The sequence below is a fragment of the Desulfovibrio legallii genome (assembly GCF_900102485.1).
GTDB lineage: Bacteria > Desulfobacterota > Desulfovibrionia > Desulfovibrionales > Desulfovibrionaceae > Desulfovibrio > Desulfovibrio legallii_A.
In genome coordinates this window covers 65,447-84,515 of the sequence record NZ_FNBX01000002.1, presented here as the reverse complement: position 1 = coordinate 84,515, position 19,069 = coordinate 65,447, and the positions used below count along the sequence as shown (strand labels likewise).

Genomic DNA, 19,069 nt, shown 5'->3' with positions numbered 1-19,069 from the left:
CGCATGGCATGGGCCGCCCCCCTGAAGGAGGCCCGGAAGGACACGCAAAAAAAGGCCCCTGACGACACCGCCCCCGCCGACGCTCTGCCCGCAGAGGCCGCCACCGTGCCCCCTGCTGTGGCCCTGGCCGCGCCCCCCCCACAACAAAGACTAGAGCAGATCACCTTTGAGAATATGCATTCTTAAAGTTTACGACACGCTCGTTTCGGCGCTTAACAGCGCAAATAAATTGCGCTTACGCCTCCACAGCGGGCGGCTTTTCTGCGGGCTCCGGATCCGGACCTGACGCGGTTCTGAGGCCGCCACCGGCCGTCCGCCGCCCCGGCCGGATCGGGCTGGGCCGGGGTCTGGCGCTGCCTTCCCGCCGCGCCTTACTCCTCCCCATCCAGCAGCATCTGGAGCACGGCGTCGGCCAGCAGGGCGGCGGCCTCGGTTACGCGGGGGGCCAGGGGCGGGGCCATAAGAATATCGGTAGTGAAGTCACCCACCAGAACCAGATTGCCCAGCGTGCGGCGGCCCATGGGCGCGCCGCCGTAGCCGCCCATGCCGGAGGCGCTGGCCACACGGCGGCCGCTGAGCAAAGCCTGCTCCACCAGCAGGCTTTTGTCGTCCGGGCCGTCCAGAGCCTCCACCCAGATAGGGCAGGCGGGAAGCATTTCGGGCAGGTTGTCGGCCGTCAGGCGCTCCTGCCGGGTCCGGACGTCCAGATCGGGGTTGAGTTCGCGCAGCAGTTCGGCCAGGGCCTCCACCTTGGGGCGGCCCACATGGCGGGGCCAGTACTGCTGGCGGTTGAGGTTGGAGGCCTCCACCAGGTCGTGGTCCACCAGCAGCAGGTGGCCCAGGCCGCAGCGGGCCAGCATGAGGGCGGCGTTGGAGCCAAGGCCCCCGGCCCCGGCCACGCCCACGCGGGCGGCGGCAAGCCGGACGCGCTGCTCCGGGGTAAAATAGCGTTCCAGGCCTTGGTGCAGCAGATTGGGCATACGATTGTTTCCTGCCGCGGGCGGCCGCGGGAAGGAGTCCCCCCGCGGTCCGCGCCGCTCAAACGGGTTAGGGCATTTCAAAATTGAAATGCCCTGGCGGCTGCGTGAGCAGACGCCATCTGTTGAGGTGTAAGCGCAATTTATTTGCGCTGGCAAGCGCCGAAACGAGCGTGCCCTAAACTTTGAGAACGCCTATTCTCAAAGGTAACCTGCTCTAGACGGCTACGGGATGCTCCCAATCCTTGAGCACGGGCTGGTAACCCAGGCCCGTAAGGGAGGCCATCATTTCTTCCAGGCTGCGGTGGTCGGTGATCTCAAACTGGCCGGGGTTGTGCAGGTCCGCTGTGGCGCGGCCGCCCACGGCAGTGGAGACCCCGGCGGACACGCGGGTGACGCCCAGGGGCACCAGGTGGTCGCGCATAAAGGCGCTCTCCCGGCTGGAGCAGGTGATGCCCGCGCGGGGCAGGAAGCAGCGCAGGGCCGTGACGTACTGCACCAGGCTGCGGTCGTCCACGGCGTGCTGCACCTCAAAGCTGCCTTCGTGGGGGCAGATGCGAGGGATGGAGACGCTCATGTCCACGCCGGGGTAGCGGCGCTGCAGCCACCAGGCGTGCAGGCCCGTGGCAAAGGCGTCCTGCTCAAAGGATTCCAGCCCCAGCAGCGCGCCCAAGCCCAGACAGCGGATGCCGCCTTCGGCCGCGCGCTGGGGCGCGTTGAGGCGGAAGGAATAGTCGTGCTTGGGGCCCACGGGGTGCAGCCAGGCGTAGAGCTCCGTATTATACGTCTCCTGAAACATGGTCATGCTTTCCACGCCAGAGGCGGCCATAAGGGCGTATTCCTCCGTAGTGAGGGAATAGACCTCAATGCCCACAGAGGCAAAGCGCGGCTTGATGCGCCGGGCCACGGCGGCGATGTATTCCGGCGAGGAGAGCTTGCGGGCGTCCCCCGTGAGCAGCAGAATGTGCTGGAAGCCCCTGTCTGCAATGGCGCAAGCCTCGGCGCAGGCCTCGTCCACGCTGAGGTGGCGGCGGGGCTGTTTGTTCTTGGCGTTGAAGCCGCAGTAGCGGCACTGGTTGGTGCAGACGTCCGAGATGTACAGGGGCGTGAAGATGTTGACCGCGCGGCCGAAGTAGCGCTGGGTAAGGGCGTGCGCGCGGCGGGCCATGGCCTCCAGATGGGGCTGAGCCGCGGGAGAAAGCAGGGTCAGAAAATCGGCCGGGGAGAGGGTTTCCTTCTCCAGCACGGCCAGCACGGCGTCGCCCGCAGCGCGGGCCGCGCCCGCGCTGCGGCGCTCTGCCGGCCATTGTTGCAGATATTCCTCAAAGGTTTCCATAGGGCACCTGTATTTTTTTCTGTTTTCCTTTTTGTAGTGCGGCGGTTTCGTGCGGCGTTTTTCGCGCCCAGGCCGGGGGAAACCCCGTGTCGGGGGCAGCCGCCGCGCAGGGCCGCCGGGGACGGACAAGCCCGCTGCGGGGGCCGGGGGTGGGAGAAGAAGCCCCTGGCCGCCGGGGCGGCCTTTCCCCTACCGCAAAAAGCCGGTCAGCGGGGAGGAGGCCTCCGCCCCTTCAGCCCTGGCGCGCACCGCGCCGGGTCCGGCCAGCCAGGCCTCGCGCCCGGCCCTGACAGCCGCGCCGAAGGCCGCGGCCATGCGCACCGGGGCTTCGGCCGAGGCAATGGCCGTATTGACCAGGCAGGCGGCCGCGCCCATTTCCATAGCCTCGCAGGCCTGGGAGGGGCGGCCGATGCCCGCGTCCACGATAATGGGCAGGTCCAGTTCATCAATAAGGATGGCGATCATCTCCTTGGTGCGCAGGCCGCGGTTGGTGCCGATGGGCGCGCCCAGGGGCATGACGGCGCTGGCCCCGGCGCTGACGCAGGCGCGGGCCACATAGATATCCGGGTTGATGTAGGGCAGCACGGTAAAGCCTTCTTTGGCGAGGATTTCCGTGGCCTTGGCGGTTTCGTAGCCATCGGGGAGCAGGTGGCGGGTATCGGCGATGACTTCAATTTTGATCCAGTCGCCGCAGCCGGCGGCGCGGGCCAGACGGGCCAGGCGCACGGCTTCTTCGGCCGTGCGCGCGCCGGAGGTATTGGGCAGCAGGCGCAGCCCCTTGGGAATGTGGGCCATAACGCCCTGGCGGGCCGGGTCTGCGGGTTCCTGGCGGTCCACCCGGCGCATGGCCACGGTGATAACTTCCGCGCCGCTGGCGGCGGCCACTTCAGGAATAAGGCTATCCGCCCCGTATTTGCCGGTGCCGATGAAGAGACGGCTTTTGAGGGCCACGCCGTTGATGACAAAAGAATCTTCCATAATGTTGCTCCGTCTGTGAAAGGGTTGCGGAATCGTGGGCTCTGCAGAGGCTCCAAGGCCGAGGCGCGGCCTTAGGGCAGATTCACTTTGAGAACAGACATTCTCAAAGTTTAAGGCCGCTCATTTTGGCGCTTAACAGCGCAATGAATTGCGCTTACGCCTCCACAGCGGGCGTCTGCTCGCAGCGGCCAGGGCATTCAAAGTTGAAATGCCCTAACCGCCGCCCACGAACTGCACAATTTCCAGACGGTCCCCGGCCGCGAGGGGGGTTTGGGCGAAGCGCTCGCGGGGCAGGATCTGCCCGTTGCGCTCCACAACCACGGCCGCGGGGTCGTGCCCGCGCGCGGCGAGCACCTCGGCCACGCTGCACCCTTCCGGGTGGGGCTCGGTCGCGCCGTTGACCTGGATGTCCATACTACGCCTCCAGACGCTACAGGTTGGTGGGTAACGGAACGGCGGACGCCCCCGCTGCGGGGCAAAAAAAAGCGCCCGTCAGACCATTACGGCTGCGGGCGAGCACAAACCTGCGGTTGGCAGGTTGGCCAGCTTCCCTTCGTCGGCACTATCCGCGTCAGGTGCAGAACCGCGTTTTGCGCGGTTCTAGGGGTCAGGGCGCGATCACCCTTTCTCAGCCTTGTGTGGGCTCCCCCAGCCGGTTACGGTGCAAGCATAGTCCTGCGCCGGGGCAATGGCAAGGGGCAACGGCGGCCCATACGGCCCTGCGCGCAATTTTTGCGCGGCCGAAACTTTTTGCGCCGCAATGCGTCAACGAATCCGCGCGCTTCCCCCCAGGGGGCACGGCCGCGTCCGCAAAACAAGGCGTGGGGCCGATGCGCAATTCTGGACACTGATACTTATTAGGTGTAGGCAAAGGCCATGTGCCTGATTGAACAAGCAGGCAAAACGGATTTTGTTACGCAATGCCTTGTGAGAGCGGAACTCGTTGCCTTAAGGAGGTTGTCAGAAGTCATACCGACCATCGTCAGCAGCTGGTTGTTGCCGCGGCCGCGGCCGCAAGGCGCGTGACCGCCCCCTGTGCCTTACGAACATTTCTGACGGGAGAAACCGTGATGGAATCGTTAGAACATATCAATGCCCTGACGCTGGTCTTTGCGGCATTGTGCGTCTTTGCCATCGCTTACCGGTTTTACGGCATTTTTATCGCCAACAAAGTGCTGCGGCTGGACGGCAGCCGCCCGACCCCGGCCGTGCGCTTTGCCGATGGGCACGACTATGTAAAAACCAATGAATTTGTGCTCTACGGGCACCATTTTGCGGCCATTGCCGCCGCCGGGCCGCTGGTGGGGCCGGTGCTGGCGGCGCAGTTCGGCTATCTGCCGGGCGCGCTCTGGATTCTTATCGGCTGCGTGCTGGGCGGGGCCGTGCACGATATGGTGGTGCTGTTCGCCTCTGTGCGGCATAAGGGCCAGAGCCTGGCGGCCATCGCCACGCGCGAGGTGGGCCCGGTAACGGGCACAGTGGCCGGCATCGCCGTGCTCTGCATTCTGATTCTGACCCTGGCGGGCCTTTCGCTGGCCTGCATCAGCGCTATGCACAACGCGCCGTGGTCGTTGTTCATCGTGGTCATCACCATGCCCATCGCCATGCTCATGGGCCTGATCATGCGCTACAGGCAGAACAGCGTCATCCTGGCCAGCGTGGTGGGCGTGGCGTTGCTGGTCATCGGCATTCTGAGCGGGCACGACCTCATGAAGCAGGACGTGCTGGGCTGGGCCTTTGACTGGAACCGCAACACCGTGGCCATTGCCATTGCCGTGTACGGCTTCATCGCCTCTGTGCTGCCGGTGTGGTTTTTGCTGGTGCCGCGCGACTACCTCTCCACCTATCTGAAAATCGGCACCATCCTCATGCTGACTCTGGGCATCATCTTTGTGCGGCCCACCCTGCTTATGCCCACCATCACGCCCTTCATCAACGGCGGCGGCCCCGTCATCGGCGGGCCTGTGCTGCCCTTTATTTTCATTACCATTGCCTGCGGGGCCGTTTCGGGCTTCCACGCCATCATCGGCACGGGCACCACGCCCAAGATGATCGCCAGCGAGCGGGACATCCTGTTTGTGGGCTACGGCGCCATGCTGACGGAAGGCTTTGTGGCCATGATGGCCCTTATTGCCGCCTGCACGCTCATGCCGGGCGACTATTTTGCCATTAACGCCACCCCGGCCAAGTTTGACGCCCTGGTGGCCGCGCACCCCGCGCTCAATACCGTGGACCTGGGCTTTTTTGAGGAAAAGATCGGCCTGAACCTGCACGCCCGCCCCGGCGGTGCCGTTTCTCTGGCCGTGGGCATGGCCCACATTTTCCACAAACTGCCGTTTATGGATAGCCTGATGGCCTACTGGTACAACTTTGCCGTCATGTTTGAGGCCGTGTTCATCCTGACCGCCATCGACGCCGGCACGCGCGTGGGCCGCTTCTTCCTGCAGGAGATGCTGGGCAAGGTCTACGCCCCCTTTGGCGACAAGAACTGGGCCCCCGGCGTGGTCATCACCAGCCTGCTCTTCACCTCCATGTGGGGCTACCTGGTCTACACCGGCAACATCAGCAGCATCTGGCCGCTCTTTGGCATGAGCAACCAGCTGCTGGCCGCCTGCGCCCTTATTGTGAGCACCACCATGCTGCTGCGCATGAACAGGGGCAAGCTCTGCCTTATTACGGCCATCCCCGGCGTGTTTATGGCCGCGGTGACCTTCTGGGCCGGCTACCTGCAGGTGACGGGCGACTACATCCCCAACGGCAAGTACCTGCTGGCCTCCCTGGCCTGCCTGGTCATGGTGCTGATGATCTTCGTTTTTGTAGGCACCTTCCGCCGCTGGAACGAGCTGATGGGCATCAAGACCACGGTGAAGGACGCCTACGGCGAACCCGTGCGCGCCCTGGCCGAGGAATAAGCCCGCGCGTACATAACCTTTTGGCCAAATGGGGGGCGGCCTGCCCCCCCATACAAAAAGCCCCCCGCCGGAATACATGTCGGCAGGGGGCTTTTTCTGTACCCCAAAATGTCCGCCCTGAACGGATGCGGACGCCCTGGCGACAGTCCGGGAGGCCGCGCTGGAGGGCCCGCTGAAAGCGCCTGCCCCGGTCTTTGGTGTAGACCCGTGCAACCCCGTTTTCTCAAAACAAAAAAGGGGCCACGGCATAACCCGTAACCCCTTGAAATTTGGTGGAGAAGAAGGGATTTGAACCCTCGACCCCCGCCTTGCGAAGGCGATGCTCTCCCAGCTGAGCTACTTCCCCACACTGCGCCAACTGCGCAGAACAACAGCAATAGGCAAAAGCGCCCCTTCTGTCAAGTGGCCAACGCGCCCGGATCTGGAGCGCAGGGCAGCCTCGCCTGGGGCTCCACTTCCGGGGGAGCGGCTGCGGCCGAGCTTCCCTGGGGCCCGCTTTTCTGGGAGGACGGCTGCCCCCCATGAACCTTGCCGGAGCCCAGGAGGCTCAAATGGGCTTGAGGATCGAGAGGGCGGCTGCCCCCCCATGAACCTTGCCGGAGCCGGCAACGGCCTCACGGCCAAGGTACGCCCGGCACGCTCTCTGAAAGGAGAAAAGTTTTTTGAAGGATGGGGGGCGTGGGGGGAAGGAAACTTTTGTTCACAAAAGTTTCCTTCCCCCCACAAAAAACAAAACCTTTTAACAAAACCTTCCGGTTCTGCCCTACTCCGCCTTGGCGGCCGGAACCGCCGCGGGCGTCGCGGCCGGGGCCGGCTTGGCCTGTTGTTCCTGCACCAGAGTCTCGGCATCCGTCACGGGGAAGCCGGGACGCGCGCCGGAATCCTGCCAGCCGCCGCCCAGGGCCATGCACACGCTCACCACGCTGTCCAGGCGGTCGCGCAGGGCTTCGGCCAGTTGCAGCTCGGCGGCGAAGAGCTGGCGCTCGGCGTCCAGCACGGTCAGGTAATCCGTATAGCCGTTGTCGTACTGCAGGCGGGCAATCTGGGTGGAGCGGCGCAGGCTTTCCACCTGGATCTGCATGCTGCGCACGATGGCGTCGGCCTCGCGCTGGGCCGTGAGGGAAGTGCGGATATCCGCAAAGGCGTTCTGCACGGCCTTGCGGTATTCGGCAATGGCGGCGCGTTTTTTGGCTTCCGCGTCTTTGAGGTTGTACCAGTTGTTGCCGAAGTCCAGCAGGGGCACGCTGCCGGAGACGCCGTAGCTCCAGACGCCTGCCGGACCGCCGAACAGGCTGCCCACTGAGGAGCTGACCGTGCCCAGCATGCCCGTAAGGGAAATGGAGGGGAAGAACTGGGCGCGGGCCACGCCGATATTGGCGTTGTTGGCCATAATCAGGAACTCGGCGGCGCGGATGTCCGGGCGGCGTTCCAGCAGGTCGGAAGGCAGGCCTGCCGGCAGCACGGGCGGGGCAGGCAGCATGCCGATGGCCTGGCCGCGGACCATGGCGCTCTCCATGATGTCGCGGGGGGAGCGGCCCAGCAGCACGGCCAAGGCGGCCTCGGCCTTATCCACGGCCACGGTGCTGGTGTGCTCCTGGGCGCGGGCGGTTTCCACCTCAGCCCGGGCGCGCTGCCAGTCCAGCTCGGTAATGTCGCCCTGCTTGTAGCGGCTGGTGTAGATAGTGAAGGCGTCTTCGCGCGTTTTGAGGGTGCGGCGGGCCGTATCCAGCTGCATGTCCAAAGTCAGGAGGGCGAAGTAGGCCTGGGCGGTTTCTCCGGCCACGGAGAGGCGCTTGGCCTCGTGCCCGATGACCGTGTTCATGAGCACGTCGCCCAGCATGGTGCGCCGGTTGCGCAGCTTGCCCCAGAAGTCCAGCTCCCAGGAGGCGTTGAGCGAGCCCTGGTAATCGGTGTAGGAGCGGGTAAGGCCCTTGGCCTCATAGGAGCCGGTATTGACCGAGCGCTCCGAAAGGCTGGCGGATTTGGCCCCGCCCGCGCCCGAAACCTGGGGCATAAGCCCGGCCGTGGCCACGCCCACCTGGGCGGCGGCGGAATCTATGTTGGCCAGGGATTGGGCAAGATCCTGATTGTTTTTAAGGGCCTCATCCACCAGGGCAGTCAGCACGGGGTCGTTAAAGCGGGTCCACCAATCCGTATGCAGCGGGGCGGAGCCCAAGTCCACGCTGCGCCACTGGGTCGGCAGGGTCTGGTCCGGACGCTCGTAATGCGGCGCCAGAGAGCAGCCCGCCAACAGCGTGATGCAGGCCAGCGCCAGCACCAAGGCCGGGACGCGGGCGGGACGGAGAGCGCTCATATTTCCTCCTGTTCGTCCCCCGCGCCGTTCTGGCCGGCGTGGGGATCAGTCTTGCCCTGAATTTTCAGCGAGATCTGCATGATCAGCTTGAAGAAGAAGGGGATGAACAGCGTAGCGATGCAGGTGGCCACCAGCATGCCGCCGATGACCGCCGTGCCGATGGCGTGACGGCTGTTGGCGCCCGCGCCGGAACTGATGGCCAGGGGCACGCAGCCCAGAATGAAGGCCAATGAGGTCATGACAATAGGCCGGAAGCGCAGCTTGGAGGCGTGCACGGCGGCGGCGTCCAGGCTGCGGCCCGCGCGCCAGGCCTCTACGGCGAACTCCACGATCAGGATGGCGTTTTTGGCCGCCAGGCCGATAAGGGTGACCAGGGCCACCTGGAAGTAAACGTCGTTGGAAAGGCCCCGCGCCCAGGTGGCCAGCAGCGCGCCGAACACGCCGAAAGGCACGGCCGTGAGCACGGACAGGGGCAGAGACCAGGATTCGTACTGGGCGGCCAGGATCAGGAAGACCATGACCAGGGCCAACACAAAGATGGTGGTGGTGTCGGCGCTGGCCAGTTTTTCCTGCAGGGCCGAGCCCACCCAGCCCAGCTGATAGTCTGTATTCAGCACGACGGCCGCGGCTTTTTCCATGTCCCCGATGGCCTGGCCGGAGGAATACCCCTCGGCGGGCGAACCCATGATGTGGGCGGCGGGGAAGACGTTGTAACGCTCCACCACCTGGGGGGCCGTGCGGCGCTCCAGGGTCATGACGGCCGTAAGGGGCACCATTTCCCCTTTATTGTTGGGCACAAAGACGTCGCCAAGGTCTTCAGGCAGGTCGCGGTAGTTGGATTCGGACTGCAGACGCACCTGGAACGTGCGGCCCATGTAGTTGAAGTCGTTGACGTAGGCTCCGCCAAAGGTGCCGCCCATGGCCGTGAAGACGTCGGCAATGCTGATGCCCATATCCTTGCAGCGTTCGCGGTCCAGGTTGGCGTAGAGCTGGGGAGAACCAGTGGAAAAGAGGTTGCGCACCATGCCGATGGCCGGATATTTGGGCGTGCCGTCGGGCTTTTTGGCCGTGGCCTCGGCCACCAGCTTGTTGGTCACCGCCTCCATATCTTTGAGGCTGCCGGTGCCGCGCATCTGCACATAGCCTTCAAAGCCGCCGGTGGTGCTCATGCCGCTGATGGGCGGCGGGGTAAAGCCCAGCACCACGGCCTCAGGCTGCATCATGGTCACGGCCATGACCTTGCCCGTGACGTCGTCGGCGGACATGCCCGGCCCCGTGCGTTCTTCCCAGGGTTTGAGCTTGGCGAAGAAGGTGCCGTAATTGCTTTTGACGGAAATGGAGGTGATGTCCAGACCGTTGATGTTGGACATGGCCTCCACAGCAGGCTGTTTGGTCAGAAAGTCGGTAAGCACTGCGCCTACCTTCTGGGTGCGGGGCAGGGCCGCGCCGTCGTCCAGGATGTACATGCCCAGCATATAGCCCTGGTCTTCGTTGGGCACCAGGCCGCCGGGCACCACGCGGAAAAGCCAGGCCGTAAAGGCGACCATGACGGCGCAGAGCAGCAGGGCCCGCAACGTGGAGCTTTTAATGAAGCGGACGATGTTGACGTAGCGGCGGGTGACCCGCCCAAAGGCGTAGTTGAACCAGATAAAAGCGCGGAAAGGCTTGTAATCGTGCCCGTGGGGCTTGAGCAGCAGGGCGCAGAGGGCCGGGGTAAGGGTCAAGGCCACAATGCCGGAGAGCACCACCGAGACCGAAATGGTGATGGCAAACTGCTTGTACATCTGCCCGGCCAGACCGCCCATGAAGGATACCGGGATGAACACGGCGCAGAGCACCAGCACGATGGCGATGACCGGGGCCGTCACCTCGTTCATGGCCTTGGCCGTGGCCTCCTTGGGCGGCAGATGCTCCGTGCTCATGATGCGTTCCACGTTTTCGAGCACCACGATGGCGTCGTCCACCACAATGCCGATGGCCAGCACCATGGCGAAGAGGGTCAGCGTATTGATGGTGTAGCCGAAGGCGTAGAGGCCCGCAAAGGTGCCGATGATGGACACGGGCACGGCAATGCAGGGGATGAGCGTGGCCCGCCAGTTCTGCAGGAAGACGTAGACCACGATGACCACCAGGATCATGGCTTCCACCAACGTGGAGAGCACCTCCTTGATGGACTCAAGGACGAAGTCGTTGGTATCCACAACGATCTTATATTCCATGCCGTCGGGCATGGTGCGCGCTATCTCGGCCAGGCGGGCCTTGACGCGCTCGCCCGTGGCGATGGCGTTGGCACCGGGCAGCAGATACACCGCGCCCATGCGGGCCACCATGCCGTTGTAGGTGGAGCTGACGCTGTAATCCTTGCCGCCCATCTCAATGCGGGCCACATCCTTCAGGCGCAGCATGGCGCTGTCCGACCCGGTGCGGATGACGATCTGGCCGAATTCCTCAGGCGTGACCAGGCGGCCCTGGGTGTCGATCTGCCAGCCCAGCTGGGTGTCTTCGCTGGTGGGCATATCGCCCAGGCGGCCGGGCGCGTACTGGGAGTTCTGCTCCTGGATGGCCGCTTTGACCTCGTTGATGGAAACGCCGTACTTGGCCAGCTTGTCCGGCTGGAGCCAGACGCGCATGGCGTAGTCCATGGACCCGAAGACGGAGCAATCGCCCACGCCTTCCACGCGCTTGAGCTCGTCCACAACGTTGATCTGCATCCAGTTGTGGATGTAGATCTGGTCGTAGCGGCCGTCGGGCGAAAAGAAGGCAAAAGCCTGGAGCATGGCCGGGGAGCGCTTGACCACGCTCACGCCCTGGCGGCGCACTTCTTCCGGCAGGGTGGTCTGGGCCAGGTTAACCTTATTGTTAACGTTGACCAGGGCCATGTCCGGATTGGACCCCAGGGAAAAATAGACGTTGATGCTGCCGGAGCCGGAGCCGGAAGCGGCCGTGGAGGTCATGTAGAGCATGTTTTCCACGCCGTTGATGCTCACTTCCAGCGGGGCCAGCACCGTGGAGGCGATGGTCTCGGCCGAAGCGCCGGGATAGGAGGCCGATACGTTGACCGTAGGCGGCACCAGATCAGGATACTGGGCAATGGGCAGGGCCTTCATGGCCAGCGCGCCCACCAGGGTGATGACGATGGAAATGACCGCCGAAAGAACCGGCCTGCGCAAAAAGAAATTGGGCTTGGTGGAAACAGCCATAAACTACCTACTTCTTGGGCGCGGCTTCCTGGGGCGCTTTCTGGCCGCCCCCCTGCTGCACGCGCACCTTGGCCCCGGGGCGGGCCTTGATGATGCCTTCGCTGATGATGCGTTCGCCCCCCTTGAGGCCCTCCAGCACCAGGTATTTGTCGCCCACGGCCACGCCCACCGTAACGGGGATGGCGTACACCGCGTCGTCCTTATCCACACCCATGACCATGGAGCCCTTCTGGGTAAGCAGCACGCACTTCTGGGGAATGAGCACGGCGTTGGGCAGCACGTCCCCCTCCACATACAAGCGCACATACTGGCCGGGCATAATGCTGCGGTCCGCATTGGGGAAGACCGCGCGCGCTTTGATGACGCCGGTGCCGGGCTGCACCTGGCTGTCGATAAAAGTTACCTCGCCCTCGCCCTGGTGCAGGCTGCCGTCCAGCAGGCGCAGCTGCGCCTTGTAGCGGTTGCCTTCGGGGAAGCGCAGCCGCCCCTGCGCGGCCAGGTTCTGCCTGGTCATGCGTTCGGGCGCGGGGATGGAAAAATCAATGTACATGGGATCGGTCTGGTTCACATGGGTGAGCAGGGAATTGTTGCTCACCAGGTTGCCGGGGGTGACATTTTCCTTGCTGCTGTAGCCGGAAACAGGGGCCGTCACCTGGCAGTAATCCAGATTGATCTTGGCCTGACGCAGGGCCGCGCGGGCGCTGTCGTAAGAGGCGCGGGCGTTGTCGCGGTCTTTCTGCGAAACGGCGTTCTTCTCGTACAGGGGGCGGATGCGCCGCCACTCGCGCTCGGCATTGGTGAACTGGGCCTGAGCCTGCTGCATCTGGGCTTCGTACTGGTCGCGCTCGATCTGGAAGAGCAGCTGCCCTTCCTTCACAAAGTCGCCTTCCTCATAGAGCCGTTTTTCAATGATGCCCTGCACCCGCGCGCGCACCTCAACGGCGCGCGAACCCGCCGCCTGAGCCTGGTATTCCGCCGGCCAGGGCGCGTCCGCAGCGGTCACGTCCACTACTGAGACAGGCAGGCGCATGTCCGCCTGGCCGGCCTTGTCGTCGCCTTTGCAGGCCGCCAGCAGGCAGCACAGGATGAGGGAAAGGGAAAAAAGCGTTCTTCTGGTCATGCACTACTCCATAGTGGCGCCGCATTCACGCGCCGGGAACTGCCGAATCCACCCCTGAACGGAGGGACGGAAAGTAAAGAACATAGTTCATATGAAAAAGCAATCCGACCGCATTGGGAGCAACGTTTTTAAAAGAAACGCTATTCCAATGGGTTAGCCGACCGTATAAATTTTTTCTAACATATTGCTTTTGTTTGATAAAAAAAATTACAAAGAATTTTCGCCCAGTTCGGTGGGGGGGGGCCTGCTCCGGATGAGCAAGCGCCTGCCGGGCGTTGGCGCCGGCACTGTCCAGAAAAGTGCGCCACCACACGGCGTCTCTGAACAGCTCCATGCGCTTGAAACGGTGCCGCTCGTCGTTCATGCGCAGCACGGTAATGTCCAGGGCCTTCTGCGCGCCTGCTTCATCCAGAAAAACCAGCCGCAGTCCGGCCCGCTGCACGGCCTGCAGCTGCGCCGGAGAAAACTGGCTCATGCAGCGGCCGGCCACGTCCGTGGCCCGGAGAAAGCTCGTGGCCTGACGGGATTCCGCCTCCAGCGTCAACGGCGCGCCGTTGACGAGCAGCTCCACGCGCGCAATGTTGGCCAGGCTTATCTTGCTGCGGTTGAGAACCTTGCCGTCGCGCAGCACGCGGTAATAGCACGTTCCGGTATCTTCGGAAGCGCCCATGACCACCGTGGTGCGCACGTCCGGATAGAACACGCCGATGCTGGCCGTCATATCGGAGGCCGCGGCAATGTCGCGCTTCTCTTCGGCAATAAGCCGAATCTGTTGCGCCGTCCGTCTGCGGGCGTCAAGAACAATGAACGCCAGAAACAGAACCAGCGCGGCAATGATGGTCGCATCCATAACGCCCGCCTGTGCACGCTCACAGTGTCGTGCCGGGCAGCAAATGTCAAGCGACGGACAGGTTACGGCCGGGCGAGCGCGGAAAGAGAATCCTGCATGACGGCGGGGAAACTTTTGCGCGCAGGCGCCCCCCTTCTGCCCTGCCCCTTCAAAAAACGTTGCGGCCTGCAAAAAAGACAAGACGCGCGCGCGGCAAGCGCAGGCGCGGAACAAAAAAGGGCCGACGCAAGTCTAATCCTCAATCCGCAGACGCTGCAAGGTTCCCGCCTGCACGGCCAGCAGCTCCGCCACAATGGAGACGGCGATCTGCTGCGGGGTTTCCGCCGCCACGGGCAGGCCGATGGGGCAGCACACGGCGGCCAGCTCCGCATCGGGCACGCCCTGGGCGCGCAGGGCCGCATAAACCTGGGCCTTCTTGGCCTTGCTGCCGATCATGCCGATGTAGCGGGCATGGCTGGTCAGAGCCTGGGCCAGGGCCTCCCGGTCAAAACTGTGCCCCCGGGTGACAATGGCCAGATAGTGCCGCCGCCCCACGCCGCAGGCCTCCACCAGCCCGGCAAACTCCGGCAGCACATAGCAATGACGGGCCATGGGAAAGCGCTCGACATTGGCGAACTGGGGCCTGTCGTCCGCCACGTCCACCACAAAGCCGCAGGCGTGCGCCAGGCGGGCCACCTCCAGCGAAACGTGCCCGCCCCCGCACAACAGCAGCACAGGCGGCGCGTTCAGGGGCTCCACATACACGCTGCGCCCCGCCTGCGTCACCAGGCCGGGCTTGCGGCCGCAGGCCTCCAGCAGGGCGCGGGCCGCGTCCGCGTCCGCCAGCACATGCGGCGGCAGGGCGTGGTCCTGGGGCAGGGCCTCCACCCACAATTGCCGCCGGGGCAGCGAAGGCTCGCTCACGTCCACCAGCCAGGCCCCGCGGTTGTCCTCGCGCAGGGCCGCGGCGGCCAAATCAAACAGAGCGGCGGCCTCAGGGGTAAGCACTTCGCAGAGCACGTCCATGCTGCCGCCGCAGATCATGTCGCTGTCCGGCCCTACGCCGCTCAGGTCGCAACGCGCCAGGGCCGAAAGGCCGCTCTCCCGGCACTGCCGGGCCGCCGCCATGGCGCGGGCCTCCAAAACGCCGCCGCCCACCGTGCCCTCAAAACCAGCGGCCGTGCACAGGGCGCGCGTGCCCGCATGGCGCGGGGCCGAACCAGCGCTGCGCACAATGGTCACCAGGGCGACGGTCTCCTCCCGGCACAGCAGTTCCACCACGCGGGCTTCCAGGGTTTCTTCCCACAGGGGCGCGGGCATGCCGCCGGCAATCTCACTCATGCGCTTCTTCCTCCTGCACATAGCCGCAGCCCTTAACCGGGCAGACAACCCTGGCCCCGCCGCCGCGCTGCTTTTTCTCCACCAGATAGGGGGAGCCGCAACGCGGGCAAGGGCCGGGCACGGGCTTGTCCCAAAGGGCAAAATCGCACTGCGGGTACTGATCGCAGGAATAGAATATCTTGCCGCGCTTGGTGCTTTTTTCCACCAGCTGCCCCTTGCCGCAACGCGGACACGGCACGCCCGTGGACAAAGGCGCGGCGTAGCGGCATTCTGGGTAACCCGTGCAGGCGATGAAGCTGCTGCCCGTGCGGGAGCGCTTGATGACCAGATCGCGCCCGCACTGGGGGCACTGCCCCACTTTTTCGTACTGCGGCTTCTGCTGCGCCACGGGGGCCACGCTGCCGTCCTCCCGCCGCTCAAAGTTGCTGGTGTAGCGGCATTCCGGATAGCCGGAGCAGGCCAGGAAGGCCCCGGCCTTGCCAAACTTGATGACCAGCGGCTTGCCGCACTCCGGGCAGGACAGGTTGGCGGGCAGGCCGCCCTTGACGCTCTGCATGTTTTTGGCCGCCGCGGCCAGGGTGGGGTTGAAGTCGCCCGCAAAGGCGCGCAGCAAATCCACCCAGCCCTCCTTGCCCTCGGCCACCTTGTCCAGGTCTTCTTCCATTTTGGCCGTAAAGCCCACGTCCATGAGCCGGCAAAAATTTTCCGTCAGCTGGCGGCAGACCACCCGCCCCAGGTCCGTGGGCGCAAAGTGCCGCTCCGCCAGGGTCACGTATTCCCTGTCCTGAAGGGTGGAGATGATGGCCGCATAGGTGGAGGGCCGCCCGATGCCCAGCTCTTCCAGCTCCCGCACCAGGCTCGCTTCGCTGTAGCGGGCCGGGGGCTGGGTGAACTTCTGCTCCTTTTCCAGCTTTTCCAGATTCAGGGTCTCCCCGGCGCGCAGGGGCGGCAGGGCCGCGGCGTCTTCATTGGCCCCGCGCGGCAGGGCCGCCAGAAAACCGGGAAAGAGCAGACGCTCGCCCTTGGCCTTCCACTGGGTGTGGGCGCAGGCAATGGTCACGGCCGTGTCGTGAAACCGCGCCCCGGCCATCTGCGAGGCCACAAAGCGCGACCAGATAAGCCGGTAAAGATTGTACTGATCCGGCGGCAAATGGGGCTGGACCGTCTCCGGCGTGAGGGTCACGTCCACGGGGCGGATGGCCTCGTGCGCGTCCTGGGCGCTCTCCTTGGCTTTGTAGACGCGGGCGCGCTTGGGCAGATACTCCTTGCCAAAGGCCGCGGCGATGTATTCCTTGGCCGCCTGGCGGGCCTCGTCGGCAATGCGGGTGGAATCCGTGCGCATATAGGTGATGAGCGCCGTGAGCCCTTTATCCCCCAGCTCCACGCCTTCGTACAGGCGCTGGGCCAGGTTCATGGTCCGCTTGGCCGTGTAGCCCAGACGCTGGTTGGCGGCCTGCTGCAGGGTGGAGGTGATGAAGGGCGGCTGGGGCGCGCGTTCGCGTTCCTTTTCCTCCACGCTCTGCACCACAAAGGGCTGCCCCTTGAGGGCGGCTTCCAGCTCCTCGGCCTGGGCCGCATTGGCCACCACGGCCTTCTTATTGTGGATTTTGGCGAGCTCCGCCTTGAAAGGCGGCGGGGTTTCCCCGGCCAGCAGAGCGCGGAAGAGCCAGTATTCCTCAGGGTTGAAGGCCTCGCGGGCTTCCTCGCGCTCCACAATGAGCCGCAGAGCCACGGACTGCACCCGCCCGGCGGAAATGCCGCGCTTGACGGTTTTCCAGAGCAGGGGGGAAATTTTGTAGCCCACCAGCCTGTCCAGCACGCGGCGGGCCTGCTGGGCCTCAAAAAGGTGCCCGTTGAGGGCGCGGGGATGGGCCAGGGCTTCCTTCACGGCCCGCGCGGTGATCTCGTTGAACTGGATGCGCTTGATGTCCTTGGCTTTATCCTTGATAAGCTCGGCCACATGCCAGGCTATGGCCTCCCCTTCGCGGTCAGGGTCCGGGGCCAGGTACACGGTATCGGCCTTGGCGGCGGCGCTGCGCAGCTCGCTGACCACCTTTTTTTTCTCTTCAATCACTTCATAGTGCGGGGCAAAGTCGTGCTCCTCGTCCACGGCCAGCTGGCCCGAGGGCAGGTCGCGCACATGGCCCACGCTGGCCTGCACCATGTACTGCGGCCCCAGAAACTTTTTGATGGTCTTCACCTTGGCCGGCGATTCCACAATAATCAGCTGCTTGCCCATGCTGCCCCCGTGTTGCGCTGCGGCTGCCGTCATGCACCGCTGCTGTTACGGCAAGATACGACAAAACCGCAGGGCGTCAAGTGCGGCGCGCCGGGCGCCGCCTGGACAGCGGACGGGATATACGCTATGCAGATACAATATGCCGTAAAGCCAGAGGATGCCATGGTGCCGAATTTTCAGTCTTTCCGCCCCTTGTGCCGGGCCCTGCTGCTGGCCTGCCTCACGTTGCCGGTCTGCTTCATGCTGGCGGGCTGCGCCGGCAAGGACGCGGGCGGCTCCGGCCCGGCTGCGGACGACGCGGCCGCTCCCGGCTGGTCTGCGGCCCTGCCCACGGTGACGGCCAAGCCCGGCCAGAGCGTGCATGTGGGCGTGCGCGGCGGCAGCGAATCCTTCAACGCGGACCTCGCCTCCATGCTCACGGGCTATCTGCAGAGCGACCGCAGCCTGACGCCCGCCGACACGGCCCAGGAGGCCGACATTGTTGTGCGCGTGCGCGTGGAAGACATCCGGCAGCTGGGCTCCCGCAGCGCCCCCGCGAGCGGCGGCCGCACCCTGGGCACAACGGCCACGGGCGCGGTGCTGGGGGCCATGCTGGGCGGGGCTGTGGGCGGCGGCCGGGGCGCGGCCTGGGGCATCGGCGGCGGCGCGCTGCTGGGCCTGGGCGTGGGTCTCTCGGACGGCGGTTCTTACAATGTCTGGGGCCTGGAGGCCCAGGTGGGCTTCGGCCGCCACGGCCACGAGCCTGCAGACGACGCCTGGAGCCGCGTGCGCGTCACCGCCGAAGGCGAAAACATGGGCCGCGAGGCCAGCCTGCCCGGCCTGGAAGACGCCCTGAGCCGCAAGGTGGTGGACGCCCTGCAGCCCTGACCCCCTTCCGGGCCGCCCGCGGCCCGAAGCCCCTGCCCCGGCGGCGTCCCTTTTGCCGCACAGAGCACGGCGGCGCTTTTTGCACTCTTGCCCGTGACCGCACAGCCACGGACCCCTATCGAGGCTTGTATGGCTTTTCCCCGTTCCGCGCTTCTGGCCCTGTTCTGCTGCCTGCTGCCGCTCTGCGCCTGCGTGCGGCAGCAGGGCGACCCGGCCCGGCTGGAGGTTCTGCGCGCCGGCGCGCTGGAAGACGCCGCCAACGATGCGGAGATCCCCAGGCTGGTCTACCTGGGGCTGCGCGACAATTCGGGGCACGCCCCCGGCCTGCGCCCCCTGGCCGAAGCCCGCCTGCGCCAGGCAGGCTACGAGCTGGTGCCCAACCCCAGCCAGGCCGGCTACATCCTGCAAATGAACGTGCTGGCCGCGGGCCCCACGGATCCGGCCACGGCCCGCGCCGTGGTGGCCGCAGGCTACGACGCGCCCTCCCGCCTTGCGGGCCAGGGCGGCACGGCCCTGGTGGCCGACGTGCTGCTGGTGCTCAGGCGGGTGCCCAGCGCGGCCAAGCCGGGCCGGGCGCGGCTCAAAAACATCAGCAGCCGCAACGCCATTTCCGACAGCCAGATGCGCCTGGGGCTGCTGCTCAGCCAGCGTATCCGGCAGGAAAAAAGCCTGCCTCCCTATTTTATGGAAACCCTGGCTAAGGAGCTGGCCCAGGCCCTGCATGCGGCCACAGACGGCGCGCCGGATCCGGCCGACGCGGCCGCGTTTCCCGCTGGTCCGGAGGACAGCCCGCCCAGCCCCTGATCCCCTGAAGATTATTGCCCCTGCGAACGATTGTTCCCAAGGGCAGGCAAAACGCACCCTCTGGCGCTTCCCCGCGCAGCGCCGCTACGCCCGCGCCTCTACGCCGGGCGTCTGTTCGCACAGACGCCGTGATTCCGCCGCCGCTCCCTGTT

14 protein-coding genes and 1 tRNA gene are annotated in these 19,069 nt (G+C 65.2%); 4 read left to right on the top strand and 11 right to left on the bottom strand.

What is annotated here, in order from left to right:
* Positions 1-3: 3 nt before the first annotated feature.
* The gene (locus BLS55_RS01610) at positions 4-186 is read left to right on the top strand and encodes a hypothetical protein (protein WP_092152611.1); all 183 of its coding nucleotides are present in this window, start codon (positions 4-6) and stop codon (positions 184-186) included.
* 185 nt (positions 187-371) lie between these two features.
* Here the strand turns inward: BLS55_RS01610 and thiF are convergent, their stop codons facing one another.
* The 4 genes from thiF to thiS form a co-directional block, all read right to left on the bottom strand.
* Positions 372-980 (bottom strand): sulfur carrier protein ThiS adenylyltransferase ThiF, encoded by a 609-nt coding sequence (gene thiF / locus BLS55_RS01605; RefSeq protein WP_092152610.1) that lies wholly within the window; start codon positions 978-980, stop codon positions 372-374.
* A gap of 214 nt (positions 981-1,194) precedes the next feature.
* Positions 1,195-2,313 (bottom strand): 2-iminoacetate synthase ThiH, encoded by a 1,119-nt coding sequence (gene thiH, locus BLS55_RS01600; RefSeq protein WP_092152609.1) that lies wholly within the window; start codon positions 2,311-2,313, stop codon positions 1,195-1,197.
* Positions 2,314-2,502: 189 nt separating this feature from the next.
* Positions 2,503-3,291 carry a thiazole synthase gene (locus tag BLS55_RS01595; protein ID WP_092152608.1) on the bottom strand — a complete coding sequence of 263 codons (789 nt, stop codon included), beginning with the start codon at positions 3,289-3,291 and terminating at the stop codon, positions 2,503-2,505.
* Positions 3,292-3,504: 213 nt separating this feature from the next.
* A complete protein-coding gene (gene thiS, locus BLS55_RS01590) occupies positions 3,505-3,705 on the bottom strand; it encodes a sulfur carrier protein ThiS (RefSeq protein WP_092152607.1) in 201 nt (66 codons plus the stop codon).
* A gap of 656 nt (positions 3,706-4,361) precedes the next feature.
* Between thiS and BLS55_RS01585 the strand changes: the two genes are divergently transcribed.
* A complete protein-coding gene (locus BLS55_RS01585; protein WP_180365361.1) occupies positions 4,362-6,203 on the top strand; it encodes a carbon starvation CstA family protein in 1,842 nt (613 codons plus the stop codon).
* A 270-nt stretch (positions 6,204-6,473) separates the two neighbouring features.
* On the opposite strand, the gene BLS55_RS01580 is transcribed toward BLS55_RS01585, so the two are convergent.
* From BLS55_RS01580 to topA, 7 genes are all read right to left on the bottom strand, one after another.
* Positions 6,474-6,549, bottom strand: a tRNA-Ala gene (locus BLS55_RS01580).
* Positions 6,550-6,966: 417 nt separating this feature from the next.
* The gene (locus BLS55_RS01575; RefSeq protein ID WP_092152606.1) at positions 6,967-8,517 is read right to left on the bottom strand and encodes an efflux transporter outer membrane subunit; all 1,551 of its coding nucleotides are present in this window, start codon (positions 8,515-8,517) and stop codon (positions 6,967-6,969) included.
* On the bottom strand, positions 8,514-11,717 hold the full coding sequence (locus tag BLS55_RS01570) for an efflux RND transporter permease subunit (protein WP_092152605.1): 3,204 nt from the start codon (positions 11,715-11,717) through the stop codon (positions 8,514-8,516). Before BLS55_RS01570 ends, BLS55_RS01575 begins: the two co-directional genes overlap by 4 nt.
* Positions 11,718-11,724: 7 nt before the next feature.
* A complete protein-coding gene (locus BLS55_RS01565) occupies positions 11,725-12,837 on the bottom strand; it encodes an efflux RND transporter periplasmic adaptor subunit (protein WP_092152604.1) in 1,113 nt (370 codons plus the stop codon).
* A 25-nt stretch (positions 12,838-12,862) separates the two neighbouring features.
* The gene (locus BLS55_RS12045) at positions 12,863-13,900 is read right to left on the bottom strand and encodes a hypothetical protein (RefSeq protein ID WP_180365360.1); all 1,038 of its coding nucleotides are present in this window, start codon (positions 13,898-13,900) and stop codon (positions 12,863-12,865) included.
* 18 nt (positions 13,901-13,918) lie between these two features.
* Positions 13,919-15,007, bottom strand: coding sequence for an XdhC family protein (locus tag BLS55_RS01555; protein ID WP_257243089.1), 1,089 nt, complete (start codon positions 15,005-15,007; stop codon positions 13,919-13,921).
* Positions 15,000-17,246 carry a type I DNA topoisomerase gene (topA, locus tag BLS55_RS01550; RefSeq protein WP_092152766.1) on the bottom strand — a complete coding sequence of 749 codons (2,247 nt, stop codon included), beginning with the start codon at positions 17,244-17,246 and terminating at the stop codon, positions 15,000-15,002. The genes BLS55_RS01555 and topA overlap by 8 nt, the downstream gene beginning before the upstream one ends.
* A 126-nt stretch (positions 17,247-17,372) precedes the next feature.
* On the opposite strand from topA, the gene BLS55_RS01545 reads away from it, so the two are divergent.
* Together BLS55_RS01545 and traT are read left to right on the top strand one after the other, a co-directional pair.
* Positions 17,373-18,113, top strand: coding sequence for a hypothetical protein (locus BLS55_RS01545; protein WP_143339493.1), 741 nt, complete (start codon positions 17,373-17,375; stop codon positions 18,111-18,113).
* Positions 18,114-18,242: 129 nt separating this feature from the next.
* Positions 18,243-18,917, top strand: a complete 675-nt coding sequence (gene traT, locus BLS55_RS01540) for a complement resistance protein TraT (RefSeq protein WP_092152601.1) — start codon at positions 18,243-18,245, stop codon at positions 18,915-18,917.
* Positions 18,918-19,069 lie beyond the last annotated feature (152 nt).